General features: G+C 36.8%; 15 protein-coding genes. 14 read left to right on the top strand and 1 reads right to left on the bottom strand.

What is annotated here, in order from left to right; all coding sequences use genetic code 11:
- Nucleotides 1–109: 109 nt before the first annotated feature.
- On the bottom strand, nucleotides 110–1,006 hold the full coding sequence (locus RV17_RS10630) for a helix-turn-helix domain-containing protein (RefSeq protein WP_067481254.1): 897 nt from the start codon (nucleotides 1,004–1,006) through the stop codon (nucleotides 110–112).
- A gap of 173 nt (nucleotides 1,007–1,179) precedes the next feature.
- On the opposite strand from RV17_RS10630, the gene RV17_RS10635 reads away from it, so the two are divergent.
- From RV17_RS10635 to RV17_RS10700, 14 genes are all read left to right on the top strand, one after another.
- A complete protein-coding gene (locus tag RV17_RS10635; RefSeq protein WP_067481256.1) occupies nucleotides 1,180–1,791 on the top strand; it encodes a CPBP family glutamic-type intramembrane protease in 612 nt (203 codons plus the stop codon).
- A 192-nt stretch (nucleotides 1,792–1,983) separates the two neighbouring features.
- Complete coding sequence (locus RV17_RS10640; protein ID WP_067481258.1) at nucleotides 1,984–2,259, top strand: UPF0223 family protein; 276 nt, start codon at nucleotides 1,984–1,986, stop codon at nucleotides 2,257–2,259.
- Nucleotides 2,260–2,264: 5 nt separating this feature from the next.
- Nucleotides 2,265–3,029 (top strand): inositol monophosphatase family protein, encoded by a 765-nt coding sequence (locus tag RV17_RS10645; RefSeq protein ID WP_067481260.1) that lies wholly within the window; start codon nucleotides 2,265–2,267, stop codon nucleotides 3,027–3,029.
- Between the two features lie 200 nt (nucleotides 3,030–3,229).
- A complete protein-coding gene (typA, locus tag RV17_RS10650) occupies nucleotides 3,230–5,059 on the top strand; it encodes a translational GTPase TypA (protein WP_067481262.1) in 1,830 nt (609 codons plus the stop codon).
- Between the two features lie 247 nt (nucleotides 5,060–5,306).
- The gene (recQ, locus tag RV17_RS10655) at nucleotides 5,307–7,055 is read left to right on the top strand and encodes a DNA helicase RecQ (RefSeq protein ID WP_071869203.1); all 1,749 of its coding nucleotides are present in this window, start codon (nucleotides 5,307–5,309) and stop codon (nucleotides 7,053–7,055) included.
- A gap of 189 nt (nucleotides 7,056–7,244) precedes the next feature.
- Complete coding sequence (locus tag RV17_RS10660; protein WP_071869204.1) at nucleotides 7,245–7,547, top strand: Fpa/YlaN family protein; 303 nt, start codon at nucleotides 7,245–7,247, stop codon at nucleotides 7,545–7,547.
- Nucleotides 7,548–7,549: 2 nt separating this feature from the next.
- A complete protein-coding gene (locus tag RV17_RS10665) occupies nucleotides 7,550–8,716 on the top strand; it encodes an FtsW/RodA/SpoVE family cell cycle protein (RefSeq protein WP_071869205.1) in 1,167 nt (388 codons plus the stop codon).
- A 21-nt stretch (nucleotides 8,717–8,737) separates the two neighbouring features.
- A complete protein-coding gene (locus RV17_RS10670) occupies nucleotides 8,738–12,166 on the top strand; it encodes a pyruvate carboxylase (protein WP_071869206.1) in 3,429 nt (1,142 codons plus the stop codon).
- Nucleotides 12,167–12,193: 27 nt separating this feature from the next.
- Entirely contained in the window at nucleotides 12,194–13,321 is a 1,128-nt protein-coding gene (locus tag RV17_RS10675; protein WP_071869216.1) for a CAP-associated domain-containing protein, read from the top strand.
- On the top strand, nucleotides 13,311–13,742 hold the full coding sequence (locus tag RV17_RS10680; protein WP_067481350.1) for a YlbF/YmcA family competence regulator: 432 nt from the start codon (nucleotides 13,311–13,313) through the stop codon (nucleotides 13,740–13,742). Before RV17_RS10675 ends, RV17_RS10680 begins: the two co-directional genes overlap by 11 nt.
- The gene (locus RV17_RS10685) at nucleotides 13,732–14,070 is read left to right on the top strand and encodes a YlbG family protein (protein ID WP_067481272.1); all 339 of its coding nucleotides are present in this window, start codon (nucleotides 13,732–13,734) and stop codon (nucleotides 14,068–14,070) included. Before RV17_RS10680 ends, RV17_RS10685 begins: the two co-directional genes overlap by 11 nt.
- 125 nt (nucleotides 14,071–14,195) lie before the next feature.
- Nucleotides 14,196–14,756, top strand: a complete 561-nt coding sequence (gene rsmD / locus RV17_RS10690; protein ID WP_067481274.1) for a 16S rRNA (guanine(966)-N(2))-methyltransferase RsmD — start codon at nucleotides 14,196–14,198, stop codon at nucleotides 14,754–14,756.
- Nucleotides 14,753–15,244 carry a pantetheine-phosphate adenylyltransferase gene (gene coaD, locus RV17_RS10695; RefSeq protein WP_067481276.1) on the top strand — a complete coding sequence of 164 codons (492 nt, stop codon included), beginning with the start codon at nucleotides 14,753–14,755 and terminating at the stop codon, nucleotides 15,242–15,244. Before rsmD ends, coaD begins: the two co-directional genes overlap by 4 nt.
- On the top strand, nucleotides 15,234–16,277 hold the full coding sequence (locus tag RV17_RS10700; protein WP_067481278.1) for a SepM family pheromone-processing serine protease: 1,044 nt from the start codon (nucleotides 15,234–15,236) through the stop codon (nucleotides 16,275–16,277). Before coaD ends, RV17_RS10700 begins: the two co-directional genes overlap by 11 nt.
- Nucleotides 16,278–16,326 lie beyond the last annotated feature (49 nt).

Below are 16,326 nucleotides of genomic sequence, written 5' to 3' on the forward strand. Positions count from 1 at the left end.
ATAATCAAAAGAAGCATTTGGGACAACAGATAATGTTCCAGATGCTTCTTTTTTTTAGGTAACGACAGCTTTAAGCGTTGCACAGATAAAGAAAATTTTTTTGCTATAATTAATCTGTAGAGTTGGTTTCTTTTTGACGTAGTGTTCGAGTCAATGTGAGGGTTAAGATTTCTGTGTGGTAGTGATAGTCCATTTGCTTCAAAAGTTCGATTGCAGCTCGCGCTTTTTTTTCGCCGTTTGGGTGGTTGGTAAGAATCTGCCAAAGTCCTAAATAAAAATGATAATAATTTCGAAAAAACATCTGGTGCGCTTTATCTGAAAAATCATATAAAGTAGTTAGCAAGGCTGGAATGCCTTCTATATGGAAATCTTCAATTAACTCATGAATCGCGTTAACTAAGAGCACACAAATCACATTCCGTGCTTTTTCAAAATTTTTGTAGCGATCCATTGCTGGTAATATGGACTGAAAATAAAGTACACGATCAGTTGAGTCAAGTAAATCCAAGGTGTTAGCAAAAAATCGAAAATCTTCGATTGTCCAAGATTGGATACTACTTAACGTTTGTTTTATTTTTGTTGTTGTTTGTAAGCTGACGCTGTCTTTTGTTAGTTTATTGGTTTCTTGATAATAAACTAACTGATCTAAGCGAGCATCTAATTGGAGTTTCCAAGGATGATCGGCTGAATGCTCTGTATATGTCTTTAAATAATGTTCCTTTAAAGAGAATAAAGCTGTGCTATCTGTTTGGTTGCCGCGTTTGCTAAATTCTTCGTAGAACCACTCTGTTTCAGATTCTTGATAATTCTGATGAATATAGAGAAACTCATCAATCTCCATTGGAAAGCGTGCCAAAATTTTGAGCAATAAATAAAAAGAGATATCGTGTTTTCCTTGTTCCAATCGAATGGCATATGATTTCGATAAAATATCTTGGTAGAGTACTTTTTGAGGCATATTTTTTTTTAAGCGAATCGTACGAATTGTTTCACCATAATTTTTCATGATTGCTACCTCCCTAACATGGATTTTAGCATCTAGGTAGTAAATAAGGTACTTTTCAGCTTGAACTTTTTTTTGGCAGTATAATTATGCCATTCCATAGCTAGCAATGGCTAAATATTGTTCATCAGTACAATGTAGTTGTGGAAAGGATGAGAAGAATAGGAGGAACTAAGATGGATTACTTAGTTAACGTGAAAATTAAATGGCAGCAATTAATAATTGGTAGCGCACTTTTGATTATGGGGTTCGGTTTATTATCACTATTTGAATGGACTTGGTGGGCATTGTTTTTTACGAGTATTCTTGCGTGGGTCGTTGTATTTGGTCCTGCTAGCAAAGAGATTTTTACTTTTCCAAGAAAATTTTGGGTGATTCCTTGTGCGGCACTTTTTTACTTGATTTTTGGCGGGGTCATAAGTGCGCTAACAAAAAGTATTGGATTTGACTGGACCAGTAATCCAGCAACAGGTAATCTGATGCTTTTGATCTTTAAGTTACCTTTTATGTTAATGGGGGAGGAATTATTAGGAATTGGTGTTCTGGAAGTTGCACATAATAAAGGCTTTTCCCTAACGATTAGTAATTTAATAAGTGCACTAGTTTTTGGGTTGATGCATGTATTTGTGTATTGGGACGGATCCATCATTTCAACAGTAATCCATGTATTGTTGTTGCAAGGTGCCGCACGATTAATTTTTAATTATGTCTATATTATTACTGGAAGAAGTATTTGGGGATCTTGGTGTACACATGTTTTAGTGGATTTAGTTGCATTAAGTCTGTAAACAAGTATACGAATGTTAAAAAGTTTATGAGATTACGCGGAGCCGTTTATTTCATAAACTTTTTTTGTGTTTTTAAAAATTAGACTCTTACTTATAAGTTTGCTGGGAAAAGTTTAAAGCTTGTGAGATTCTGTTGCAAATGTCTTAGCTGTGATAAACTAAGGTGGAGTAGGAAAATGGAGGAATGAATGCATGCAAGATTACCAATATCCAATTGATTTAGATTGGACAACGGATGAAATGGTGACCGTAATGAATATGTGGGAAGCGTTAGAAAAAGCAAACGAAGCCGGCATTAATAATGAAAAATTTTTAGCTGCGTATCAGCAGTTTAAAACAGTGGTGAAATCTATTGGAGAAGAAAAGCGTTTAGGTCGAGAATTTGAAAAAGTTTCAGGCTATTCGCTGTATCGAACAGTTCAAATGGCGAAAAAAAATCAGAAAAAAACTTTGAAAATGAATGGGTGAACCAGATGGAACCAATAATTCACGAAATCAAAAGTTGGCTGCTTGAAGCGGGAGAACAAATCAAAGCAAGTGAAAGGCAACAACTAACTATCTTTGAAAAAACAAATCGAAAAGACTTAGTCACAAATATGGATCGAACAGTTCAACAATTCTTAGTTCAGAAGATTGCTGCATTCGATCCAGATGCAAGAATTCTAGCGGAAGAAGATGGTTATAATGAGTTAACTGACTTAACTGGACGAGTATTTATTATTGACCCCATCGACGGAACGCTCAATTTTGTGATGGAAGGCGAAAATTTTTGTATCATGCTGGCTATGTATGAAAACGGCGTAGGACAGTTAGGGTTTATTTATGATGTGATGCAAGAAGAACTTTACTGGGGCGGACGTGGAATAGGCGTCTATCAAAATGATTTGCAGCTTTCACAACCTGTGAACAAAACGTTAGAGGCTGGATTGTTAGGAATGAATGGCTATTTATTTGCGCATAATAAGTTTAATATCCGAACAATTGGTGAAAAAAGTATGGGGGTCAGAATCACTGGGTGTGCCGGCTTGGAAATGATTGCAATGCTAAAAGGAAATCATATTGGCTATTTGTCAAACTTGAGTCCATGGGATTATGCGGCTGGTTGTGTTTTGTTAACAGAATTCGGTTTCTTCTATAGTAATATGAATGGTGAGCAGTTAGCATTTCATGGGCGTGAATTATTTGTAGCAGCAACTCCGAAAGCGTTCCAGCAAATCCACTCATTCTTAGAAATCTGAGTAGGCAGGTACAAATGAAACTTAAAAAAGCTGTGAAACGGAATTTTTCGAGATGAAAATGAAAAAAAGTTGATAGTTTATTAAGTTTCGCGAAAAAATGAAAACATTTCACTATATTTCATGAAAAAAGTTTGCTATAATAAGCAGTCGAGTAAATTGCCCTGTCAGAAATAAACTGATAAAAGAAGGAGTTAGTTACATTGAATTATAGAAACGATATCCGTAACGTAGCAATTATTGCCCACGTCGATCACGGAAAAACAACATTAGTTGATGAGTTATTGAAACAATCAGATACATTAGACGCACATACACAATTACAAGAACGTGCGATGGACTCAAATGCATTAGAAAAAGAACGTGGAATCACAATCTTAGCTAAGAATACAGCTGTTGATTATAAAGGTATTCGCGTAAACATCATGGATACACCTGGACATGCGGACTTCGGTGGTGAAGTTGAACGTATCATGAAAATGGTTGATGGCGTAGTTTTAGTTGTTGATGCTTATGAAGGTACAATGCCTCAAACACGTTTTGTTTTGAAAAAAGCTTTAGAACAACACATTACACCTATCGTTGTTGTTAATAAAATTGACAAACCGTCTGCTCGCCCTGAACACGTTGTTGATGAAGTTCTTGAACTTTTCATCGAATTAGGAGCAGATGACGACCAATTAGATTTCCCAGTTATTTATGCTTCTGCATTGAACGGAACTTCAAGCTTATCTGATGATCCTGCAGATCAAGAAGCAACAATGGCACCAATTTTTGATACAATTATTGAAAAAATTCCTGCGCCAGTTGATAACAGTGACGAACCTTTACAATTCCAAGTTTCATTGCTTGATTACAATGATTACGTTGGACGTATCGGTATTGGTCGTGTGTTCCGCGGAACAATCAAAGTGGGCGATCAAGTTGCTTTGATGAAACTTGATGGAACAGTTAAAAAATTCCGTGTAACAAAATTATTTGGTTTCTTTGGTTTGAAACGTTTAGAAATCGAAGAAGCAAAAGCTGGAGATTTGATTGCTGTGTCTGGTATGGAAGATATCTTCGTTGGAGAAACTGTTACACCAGTCGATCATCAAGATGCTTTACCAATCCTACACATTGATGAACCAACTTTACAAATGACTTTCTTAGTTAATAATTCACCATTCGCAGGTCGCGAAGGTAAATATGTAACAGCTAGAAAAATCGAAGAACGTCTAATGGCTGAATTACAAACTGACGTGTCTTTACGTGTTGAACCAACAAATTCACCTGATGCTTGGACTGTTTCAGGCCGTGGGGAACTACATTTATCAATTTTGATCGAAACAATGCGTCGTGAAGGTTATGAATTACAAGTTTCACGTCCAGAAGTTATTGAAAAAGAAATTGATGGTGTAAAATGCGAACCTTTTGAACGTGTACAAATCGACACACCAGAAGAATACATGGGTAGTGTGATTGAATCACTAAGCTTGCGTAAAGGTGAAATGCAAGATATGGTTCATACTGGAAATGGCCAAATTCGTTTGACTTTCTTAACACCGGCGCGTGGCTTGATTGGTTACTCAACAGAGTTCCTTTCAATGACTCGTGGTTATGGTATCATGAACCACACATTCGACCAATATTTACCAATGTTAGCTGGTCAAATTGGTGGACGTCACCAAGGTGCATTAGTTTCTATTGATACTGGTAAAGCAACTACTTACTCAATCATGAGTATTGAAGAACGTGGAACAGTCTTTGTAGAACCAGGTACAGATGTTTATGAAGGTATGATCATTGGTGAAAACAGCCGTGATAATGACTTAACAGTTAACATTACAAAAGCAAAACAAATGACTAATGTTCGTTCTGCTAACAAGGATCAAACTTCTGTAATCAAAAAACCTAAGCAATTAACACTTGAAGAATCTCTTGAATTCTTGAATGATGATGAGTACTGTGAAGTAACTCCAGAATCAATTCGTTTGAGAAAACATATCTTAAACAAAAATGCTCGTGAAAAAGCATCTAAAAAGAAAAAATAATTCATTGATGAATGAATAATCTTAAGACCAGCTCGTTCAAAATGAGCTGGTCTTTTTTTACCTGTGGAGAAGTGAGAAAGAAAAGGAAGAAAAATCTCGTAAAAACAAATAAGAACTTTTAAAAGTTTTCTTAAAGTTTTAAAAAACCAGTGAAAATGTTTCATATTTTATGTTTGTTTCACGAACAAAACGAGTACTTGTATTGCTCCAACTCTCGAAGTAAACTAAAAAAGAAAGGAGTCACAACATGTATGAAGTATTAAAAAAATATTTTGGCTATGAACAATTTCGTCCTGGACAGCAAGAAATCATTCAAAAAATTTTTGAACAACAGGATGTATTAGGAATCATGCCGACTGGTAGTGGGAAATCAATCTGTTATCAACTCCCGGCAATTATGATGGATGGACTAACAATTGTTGTGTCACCCTTAATTTCCTTGATGAAAGATCAAGTCGACGCTGCCAACCAACTAGGCATCCCTGCTACATTTATCAACAGTTCGCTAACAGGAAAAGAAACAGCCGAAAGATTTCAGTTATTGAATCACGATCAGTGTAAATTACTTTATGTTGCACCAGAACGTTTTATTATGCCTGATTTTCAGCAGGCAATGAGCTATTGGAAAGTTGAATTGATTGCAATCGATGAAGCACACTGTATTTCACAGTGGGGACATGACTTTCGTCCAAGCTATTTGCAAATGGCTGAAGTTTTAACTCAATTACCAAGTCGACCAGTAATTGTAGCGTTGACAGCGACGGCAACCATTCAAGTTGCTGCAGATATCAAAAGACTTTTAAAAATCCCTGATAGTAATCATATTCAAACTGGTTTTGCTCGGGAAAATTTGACCTTTCAAGTAATCAAAGATCAAAAAAAGGAACAATACTTAATTGAATATTTAAAAATCAACAAAAATCAATCTGGAATTATTTACGCGGCGACCCGAAAAGAAGTTGATCGTGTGTATCATTTGCTGCAAAAGTTTGGGTTTTCAGTTGGACGCTATCATGGTGGACTAAATGAACGTGAGCGGACCGAAATGCAAGAAGCATTTTTGTTTGATCGTGTTCAGCTGATTGTAGCAACCAACGCATTTGGTATGGGAATCAACAAAAGTAACGTTCGCTTTGTCATCCATTATCAAATTCCTGGATCCTTAGAAGCTTACTATCAAGAAGCAGGTCGGGCTGGTCGAGATGGATTACCAAGTGAAGCAATTTTATTGTTTGCTGCTCAAGACATTCAAGTTCAAAAGTTTTTTATCCAACAATCACAGCGTGACGAAGGACAAAAGCAAAAAGAATATGAAAAATTAAAAGCAATGACTGAATATGCGTATATTGAGTCTTGTTTGCAGCAATATATCTTAAATTACTTTGGTGAAAAGAGTCTACCTTGCAATCGATGCGGAAACTGTTTAGACGATCGCGAGCTGATTGAAGTAACAACTGAAGCGCAAATGGTCTTGTCATGCCTTAAAAGAATGGGTGAAGCTTACGGAAAACAGCTTTTGATGAAAGTTTTGGCGGGTTCTAAAGAACAGAAAGTAAAAACGTTAGGATTTCAACAATTATCGACCTACGGGCTATTGAAGAAGCAATCTCAAAAAGATATTTTACAACTCATTGAGTATTTGATTTCAAGCGGTTATCTGTTATCTGTGACGGGTGAGTTTCCAGTACTTAAGGTGACTGATAAAGGAATCCGAGTGTTGAAAAATGAACAGAAGGTTTATCGAAAAGAAGCGAAGAAAGTTCGGCAATTGGCAGAAGATGATACTTTGTTTGAACAGCTTTGTGAGTTGCGAACTGACTTGGCTGCTGATGCAGGTGTGCCACCTTATGTGGTTTTCTCTGATTCAACATTGAAAGAATTGAGTCAGGTACGTCCAACAAATCGACTAGAAATGTTACAAATCAAAGGTGTAGGACAAAGTAAATTAGATAAATATGGCGAGGCATTTTTAAAAATTTTGAATGAAACAACTTAAAAAAATAACAAATAACTACTTGTTTTACAAAAGTGATTTTTTATTTTGTAGAAAAGTTTGTAACCTGAAAAAAATTTGTGTCTATGTAAGAAAAAATGGATAAAAAAAGCGAGGAATCCCTTGATTTTACTGTTCGTTAAAAAATCAAGTATGTTATAATGAATAAATTAGAATAGGGGGTAGACATAGATGGATTCTCTAACCAAAGAATTCGCCGTTCATGTATTAAAGGAAGATGCAAATCGGATCAAACGATTGATTCGCAATCAAAAAAACAGTTTGTGTATTTCACAGTGCAAAGCATTTGAAGAAGTTGTTGATACGCAAATGTATGGTTTTTCTCAACAAGTTAGCTTTGCTATTCGTGTGGGAATCATTGAAAAAGACGAAGGACAGCTAATTTTGAGTGAACTAGAGCGTGAATTGAATCAGTTATATAATGATGTTTATCAGGAAAACTATGAAAAAAATGAAAGTGGCAAGGAGGAATAAACTTGCCTAAAAAAGTAAAAAAACGGCATTTAATGGACTATACGATTTTAATTCCCTATTTGATTTTGTGTGCACTAGGCTTGATTATGGTCTATAGTTCTACTTCATATTTATTATTAGAAAATGGTCAAAATCCCATGTCATCGGTGATCAATCAAAGTGTCTTTTGGGTATTGAGCTTAGTGGCAATCGCACTTTTATACAAGATGAAGACAGATGTTTTGAAAAATCAGCGACTCATTATGATTGCTTTTGTTGTCTTGGGACTCTTGTTGATAATCGTGCTATTTTTTGGGAAAGAAGTAAACGGAGCCAAAGGTTGGCTAACAATTGCAGGTTTTTCCATTCAACCAGCTGAGTATTTAAAAATCATTGCCATCTGGTATTTGTCATTGACGTTGGCAACTCGTCAAAATGGTGTGCAGAAAGATTTTGTGGGTTCGATTAAACGACCCTTAGCATTGGTTCTCGGATTGACAGTTATCGTGGCTATCTTACCCGATTTTGGGAACGCAACAGTAATCTTCTTGATCGTTTTAGTTATGCTTTTAGCAAGTGGTGTAAACTACTACTACACTTGGATTGTCGGAATTGGTGGAGTTGGCTTAAGTATTTTTGTTATTTGGCTGATGAATGTTACGCATGGGAAAATTTTACCTGCGCGTTTGCAGTACATTTATAGCCGCTTTTCGATTTTTCAAAATCCATTTGCTGATGAGCTGGATAAAGGACATCAAATGGTCAATGGTTATTATGCAATTTTCAACGGTGGTTTGTTTGGCCGCGGTTTAGGTAATAGTATTCAGAAAAAAGGATTTCTGCAAGAGGCACAAACAGACTTTATTTTCGCTATCGTTGTAGAAGAACTTGGGTTGATAATGGCAGTCTTGATTTTAGCTTTGCTATTTTTCATGATTGCTCGCATTATTTTAGTTGGAATTCGCTCAAGTGATCCATTTAATTCATTGTTATGTATAGGAATTGGCGGAATGTTTTTGATCCAAGTGTTTATCAACTTGGGTGGGATTACTGGCGTTATTCCTTTAACTGGGATTACCTTTCCCTTTTTAAGTCAGGGAGGATCAAGTTTACTGATGCTCTCGGTGTGTGTCGGATTTGTACTTAATATTAGTGCAGATGAAAAACGGAAAAGTTTAGGATTATACTAAAAAAGATGTAGGAGTGGTTCGATGAAAAAGGTTTTAGTTGCTAACCGTGGAGAGATTGCCGTGCGAGTATTTCGTGCTTGTACAGAATTAGGAATTAAAACTGTTGGGATCTACGCACAAGAAGATGAATATTCTGTCCATCGCTTTAAAGCGGATGAAGCTTATTTGGTTGGTAAAGGGAAAAAACCAATTGATGCGTATCTTGATATTGAAGGAATCATTGAAATTGCGAAAGAATGCGGTGCGGATGCCATTCATCCTGGTTATGGATTGTTATCAGAAAATTTAAGCTTTGCTCGTCGTTGTGAGGAAGAGGGCATTATTTTTGTGGGACCTAAACTTCACCATTTAGATATTTTTGGTGATAAGATTAAAGCAAAAACTGCTGCAATTGAAGCTGGAATTGCTTCCATTCCTGGGACAGATGGACCAATCGCAACTGTCGAAGAGGCATTACAATTTGCTGATACTTACGGTTATCCAATCATGATCAAAGCTGCCCTTGGCGGTGGCGGCCGTGGGATGCGTGTTGCTTATGACGAAAAGAGCGCTCGTGAAGGGTATGAACGTGCTAAAAGTGAAGCAAAAGCTGCTTTTGGTAGTGATGAAGTTTATGCAGAAAAATATATTGGTAATCCCAAACATATTGAAGTCCAAATCTTAGGTGATACTCATGGAAATGTGATTCATCTTTTTGAACGTGATTGCTCTGTTCAACGCCGTCATCAAAAGGTTGTTGAAGTTGCACCATGTGTATCTTTAAGTGAAGAACAGCGCCAAAAAATTTGTGAAGCAGCTGTTCAGTTAATGAAACATGTTGGTTATGTGAATGCAGGAACTGTTGAATTTTTAGTGGAAGGGGAGAACTTCTACTTTATTGAAGTCAACCCACGTGTCCAAGTTGAACACACGATCACTGAAATGATCACTGACGTAGATATTGTAACTACCCAATTATTGATTGCCCAAGGAAAAGATCTCCATAAAGAGATTGGGTTGCCACAACAAAAAGATCTTCAATTGAATGGTTCAGCTATCCAGTGTCGAATTACAACGGAAGATCCATTGAACCACTTCTTGCCAGACACAGGGAAGATTGATACTTATCGTTCACCAGGTGGATTTGGTGTTCGTTTGGATGTGGGTAACGCCTATGCTGGTTATGTCGTTACACCTTATTTCGATTCATTGTTAGTAAAAGTGTGTACGCATGCGGCGGATTTTGATACAGCAATCCAAAAAATGGAACGTTGTCTGAAAGAATTTAGAATCCGTGGGGTCAAAACGAATATTCCATTTATGCTAAATGTGATTACTCACCCGGAATTTCAGTCTGGCCATGCCAAAACGACGTTTATTGATAATACACCTCAATTATTTGAATTTCCACGTTTACGTGACAGAGGAAATAAAACAATGAAATATATTGGCGAAATCACGGTGAATGGCTTCCCGGGAATCGAAAAAATGGAAAAACCATTTTATGATGAACCAAGAATGCCAACTTCATTGGAACTTCGTCAAGACTATGTGACAGCAAAAAATGTTTTAGATGATCAAGGTGCAGATGGTCTGGTTGATTGGATTACAAATCAAGAGAACCTTCTGTTAACAGATACGACATTTAGAGATGCACATCAAAGTCTGTTAGCTACGCGTGTAAGAACGCAAGAATTCAAGAAAATTGCTCGCTTAACTGGTGAGGCGTTACCTGAATTATTCTCAAGTGAGATGTGGGGTGGCGCAACCTTTGATGTTGCTTATCGTTTCCTAAATGAAGACCCATGGCAACGACTTAGAAAAATCCGTGCATTGATGCCTAATACATTACTACAAATGCTCTTTAGAGGATCAAATGCTGTTGGTTATTCTAATTACCCAGATAATGTTCTAGTTGAGTTCGTACAAGAAGCAGCGGCACAAGGAATTGATGTTTTCCGAATTTTTGATAGTTTGAACTGGACACCACAAATGGAAAAAAGTATTCAAGCAGTTCGTGATGCAGGAAAAGTGGCTGAAGCTGCAATTTGTTATACTGGTGACATCAATGACCCAAGTCGTGCAAAATATAATGTGCAGTATTATAAAGATATGGCAAAAGAGCTAGAGCAATTAGGTGCCCATATCATTGCAATCAAAGATATGGCAGGTTTATTAAAACCACAAGCAGCTTATCGCTTGATTAGTGAATTAAAAGCAACAACAGACTTACCAATTCATTTGCATACACATGATACTAGTGGCAACGGGATCATTACTTACTCTGCTGCTTCAAAAGCAGGTGTTGATATCGTCGATGTGGCAATGAGTGCAATGAGTGGAAATACGAGTCAACCAAGCATGAGTAGTTTGTATTATGCTTTGGTAAACGGTCCACGTTTACCAGAAATCAATATTGAACATGCCCAAAAACTGAATCATTATTGGGAAGATGTCAGAATGTATTATAAGCCTTTTGAAAATGGCCTGAATGCTCCTGAAACAGAAGTGTATATGCATGAAATGCCTGGTGGACAATATTCGAATCTCCAACAACAAGCAAAAGCTGTTGGTCTTGGCCATCGTTGGGATGAAATCAAGAAAATGTATCATACAGTTAACCTGATGTTTGGGGATATCGTAAAGGTGACACCTTCTTCTAAAGTAGTAGGAGATATGGCGTTATTTATGGTTCAAAATGATTTAACAGAAGAAGCTATTTATGAAAATGGGGATAACTTGAGTTTCCCTGAGTCAGTCGTAACATTTTTCCAAGGAGAACTTGGTCAGCCTGTTGGTGGATTTCCAGAGAAACTGCAAGCAATCATCTTGAAAGATCGTCCAGCATTTACGAAACGTCCAGGATTATTAGCTGAACCAATTGATTTTGAAAAAGTAAAAGCAGAATTGGCAGAAAAAATTGGTTATACTCCTCGCAAAGATGAAGTGTTAAGCTATTTGATGTATCCACAAGTCTTTTTAGATTACCAAACGTCCTATAACCAATTTGGAGATGTTACGTTACTGGATACACCGACATTCTTCCAAGGAATTCGTTTGGGCGAAACAGTGAATGTTCAAATCGAGCGTGGGAAAATCTTGATTATTCGTTTAGATGAAATTGGGGAACCTGATATTGATGGAAACCGAGTATTATTCTTTAATTTGAATGGACAACGTCGTGAGATTCTCGTTAAAGACAATTCAATTATCAGCTCAGTTCAAACGAAACGTCGTGCTGAACCAACAAATAAAGAACAAATCGGGGCAACGATGTCTGGGTCTGTTTTAGAAGTATTAGTGAAAAAAGGTGACGTAGTCAAAAAAGGTGATACGTTATTGATTACAGAAGCAATGAAGATGGAAACAACGATCGAAGCACGTTTTGACGGAAAAGTCGAACATGTCTACGTGAGTGCTGGTGAAGTCATCAATTCAGGTGATTTGTTAATCGAAGTGACCGAACAATAAAATTTGATGAAGGGTGGAATTAAAAACGTGAAAAGAGTAGGATTGTTTACTGCCATCTTCTTTTTGGTAGTTGTGGCATTTTACATGGAACCTGTTTTCTTTCCACCTAAGACAGAAATCAAAAATGATCGAACTCAGCAAATAGAAGAAAATCAAATGACAACGTGGAAATATCAGGAGCTTCAAGCGACTGGTTTTTCCACGTACATAGACCAACCCGTTAGCAAGCTTGAAGCGGATTTTGGCAGTGCGCATGATCGATTAGCCAGTGGATTTGGATTTGAAATCAGATATTACCAAGATGCCGAAAAACAGCTTCTCTTAGAAGCAAATATTCAAGAGAACAAGGTGAAAGCCGTTAAGGTACTAAACAGTGCGAATGATCAGATTGCACCATTTTCTTTTGGCATGACGATGCAAGATTTAACAGCTTTTACAACGATTTATACGAATTTCACATTTGATTATCAAAAAGAAGAAATTGGAATCGAATTGATGGAAGAAGATATGAACTACCGTCCCTTGATTGCTTTTGATAACGATACTTTTGCAATTATGTTTTTTGATCAGACAACAAATGGTCTATTTGCCGTAACATATTTGGATAAAGAAAGCTTGCTGAAATTGCTTCCTTATCAAGTTTTTGGTGACAATCTGCCAACCTATCAACTAGATAAAGAAGCAGACTGGGATAAAATCAATCGGGTAAAAGAACAAAAAGGAACAGAACTACTTAATCAACTGAGAGAAGAAGATAGTTTACCTGCTTACCGACAGATGTTACTTTTTGAAGAAAAAACAAAACATGTTTTATCAAGCTTTTTGACTAAACCAGAAGATTACTTAACACCAGAACGAGTAGGAGAATGGCAAGCAGCAGTGACTTCTTCTAAAACAATGAAACGTTTCTCTCTGACTGGTGATGAGTTGACGGATATTCTTGAAAAAAATCAATTGAAGCAAACAACTGGCTTGTTTACGCACCCGATGATTGACCCAACCTTTTCTTTTTTACAGTGGTATAGTGATCCGTATACACACGAGCGTTTTATGAGTGAATCGGCTGATACATTAGCAATTGCCTTTTCAAAAGAAAATGTGTTAGTCTTATTGCAAGAAGAGCAGGAAGAAAGTAGTGATAGCAGTGATCATTAATGAAGAATTATTTTGCTTAGAAGATCAATGTCAACAAGTGGTTCAGCGTATTCGTGAAAGTGAAACATTTCGTGCATATCTGATAAGTAAAAGAGTCATGAATCACTCTGATGAAGTTGAAGAGCTAAAAAAAGATTTTTTAACGAAAAAAGCTAGCTTTGAGCAAATTGCCGATTATGGGAAGTATGCCCCTGATTTTCGAGAAAAACAACGTGCAGTCAGAGCTGCAAAAAGAAAACTAGACTTAACGGATGAAGTGTCAGAGTTTCGGGTAAATGAAACACAATTACAAGGGATTTTGGATGAGATAGGGCAACAACTTGCAAGCGGGATTTCCAGTGAAATCAAAATTAATGCAGGTAGTCCGTTTTTTGAAACAAGTAAACATGCTGGATGCGGAGGGAACTGTCATGCAAGTTGATAAAACTAACTTTGAAATAACGAAACGTCGTGGAATAATCGTTTGGGTATATAGCTTAAAACAATTAAAAAATCTAAAGAAATTTGGGTTACTCCACTATGTCTCAAGAAGAATGAAATATGTTGTTCTTTACTTAAATGAAGAGACATTTGAGCAAACACAAGAGAGAATCCAAAAGCTTCATTTTGTTCGGCGAGTAGAACCTTCTTATCGTCCTGACATTGAAATGAATTTTGCAGAAAAAATTGGTTCTAAAGATGCAATCAAAGATGATGGCTTTGAAATCGAAGAACTAAGCACAGAAATTCGTTTAGCTGAAAATATTTAAGTCATACTTTCGTAGATAAAAAAGAGTGAGGACTGTAAGTTACTAAGAAATTGTTTGGTGACTTGCAGTCCTTTTTTTGTCAGGTTTTGGTATACTAGTAAAAGCGAGAAACAAGGAGTGAGCATATGCGAGTTATTTCCGGAGAATACGGCGGACGCCGATTAAAAAGTTTGCCTGGTGCAAATACGAGACCAACAACTGATAAAGTCAAAGAATCGATTTTTAACATGATTGGCCCTTACTTTGACGGTGAGCGAGTATTAGATTTGTTTGCAGGTAGTGGTGGATTAGCAATTGAAGCTATTTCACGAGGCTGTTCACACGCTGTTTGTGTGGATAAAAATTATCAGGCTTTAAAAATCATCAAAGAAAATATTGCAATCACCAAAGAACCAGAAAAATTCACTACATTGAAATTAGATGCTGATCGTGCAATCGAACAATTAGCAAACCAAAAGGAGCAATTTGATTTTCTTTTTTTAGATCCCCCCTACGCAAAACAAAAAATCGTGGATCAAATTGAGAAAATGCTAGAACTTCGTTTGCTCAAACCAGATGCGATTATTGTGTGTGAAACAGATAAAACAGTTGAGCTTCCTGAAACGATTGAAAGTTTGACACAAATCAGACAGCAAAATTATGGGATTACTGCTGTAACTATTTATCGAAATGAGGCGAAAGCATGACACGTGCATTATTTCCTGGAAGTTTTGATCCTTTAACAATGGGGCATCTTGATACAATTGAACGAGGAGCAGAGTTATTTGATGAAGTCATCGTTGGCGTGTTCGTCAACACATCAAAGAAAAGTTTGTTTTCGGCAGAAGAACGAGTGGTGCTTATTACGAAAGCTGTTGCACATTTACCAAATGTTCGCGTGATTCACCAAGAGCATCAGCTAACTGTAGAAACAGCAAAAGAATTAGGTGTTAAAGCGTTGATTCGTGGGATTAGAAATGTGAAAGATTTTGAGTATGAACGAGGTATTGCTCAAATGAATCACCACTTAAATAGTGAATTAGAAACAGTTTTTCTTTTAGCAAAACCTGAGTACAGCCATATTAGTTCAAGTTTGTTAAAAGAAGTACTCTATTTTAATGGTGACGTAAGTATTTATTTACCACCAGTAATCAATGAAGCTTTAGCTAGAAAGCAGGATCAAAATGAAGCTTAAACCATGGATCAAAAGTGTTATTATCGTACTGATTGGGCTAGCGGTGGCAGCCTTTGTAATTGTTCCACTGCCATTTTATATTGAGGCACCAGGGGCAACAATCAATTTAAAAGAACTGATTACTGTTGATGGAAAAGCAGATGAGTCATCAGGTTCGTTTTCTTTGACCTCTGTAGGTATTCGTCAAGCAACAGGTTTATTAGCAGTTAAAGCAAAGTTCACCGATTTTGAAGATATTATTAGTAAAGAAGAATTGACAGGTGGAGCAACGAGTGAAGAATATAATCAGATGCAAAAGTATTATATGGAATCTTCACAAAATGCGGCTATCGAACAAGCGCTTAAATTAGCAAACCAATCGTACACAATGAAGTTCGAAGGCGTGTATGTGATGAGTGTTGAAAAAAATTCAAATTTTTATGGCAAACTGGCTGTGGGAGATACCGTAACAAAAGTCGATGGCAAAACATTTAAGAGTTCTGAAGAATTTATGAAGTACATCAAAAGCCAAGAAGTTGGGCAAAGTGTAACAGTGACATTCTTACATGCTGGAGAAGAAAAAGAAGCGACTGGCGACTTAATTAAGTTATCTACAGATAAAAAGCCAGGAATTGGGATTACTTTGACAGATCATACAGAGATTTCATCTGATACAAACGTAAAAATTAATGCTGGTTCCATTGGTGGTCCTTCAGCAGGATTAATGTTTACCTTAGAAATTTACGATCAAGTAACAGGAAGTAATCTTCGACAAGGAAAAGCGATTGCTGGAACGGGTACGATTAACAGTTCGGGAGAAGTTGGTCGAATTGGCGGAATCGATAAAAAGGTTGCAAGTGCAAATCAAGCAGGTATGGATATTTTCTTTGCACCAGATGATACGCTAGATCCTGCAATTAAGAAAAAATACCCAGAACTAAAATCAAATTACGAAGAAGCAAAAGCTGCTGCCGAAAAACTGGACAGTAAAATGAAAATCGTTCCGGTTAAAACGGTACAAGATGCGTTAGATTATCTAAAAAAGATGAGCTGATTTAAACACTAGACGAAAAGTTCGGACAACTTGTTCCGGATTTTTCGTT

This window comes from Enterococcus thailandicus (assembly GCF_001886265.1).
GTDB classification, from domain to species: Bacteria; Bacillota; Bacilli; order Lactobacillales; family Enterococcaceae; genus Enterococcus_B; species Enterococcus_B thailandicus.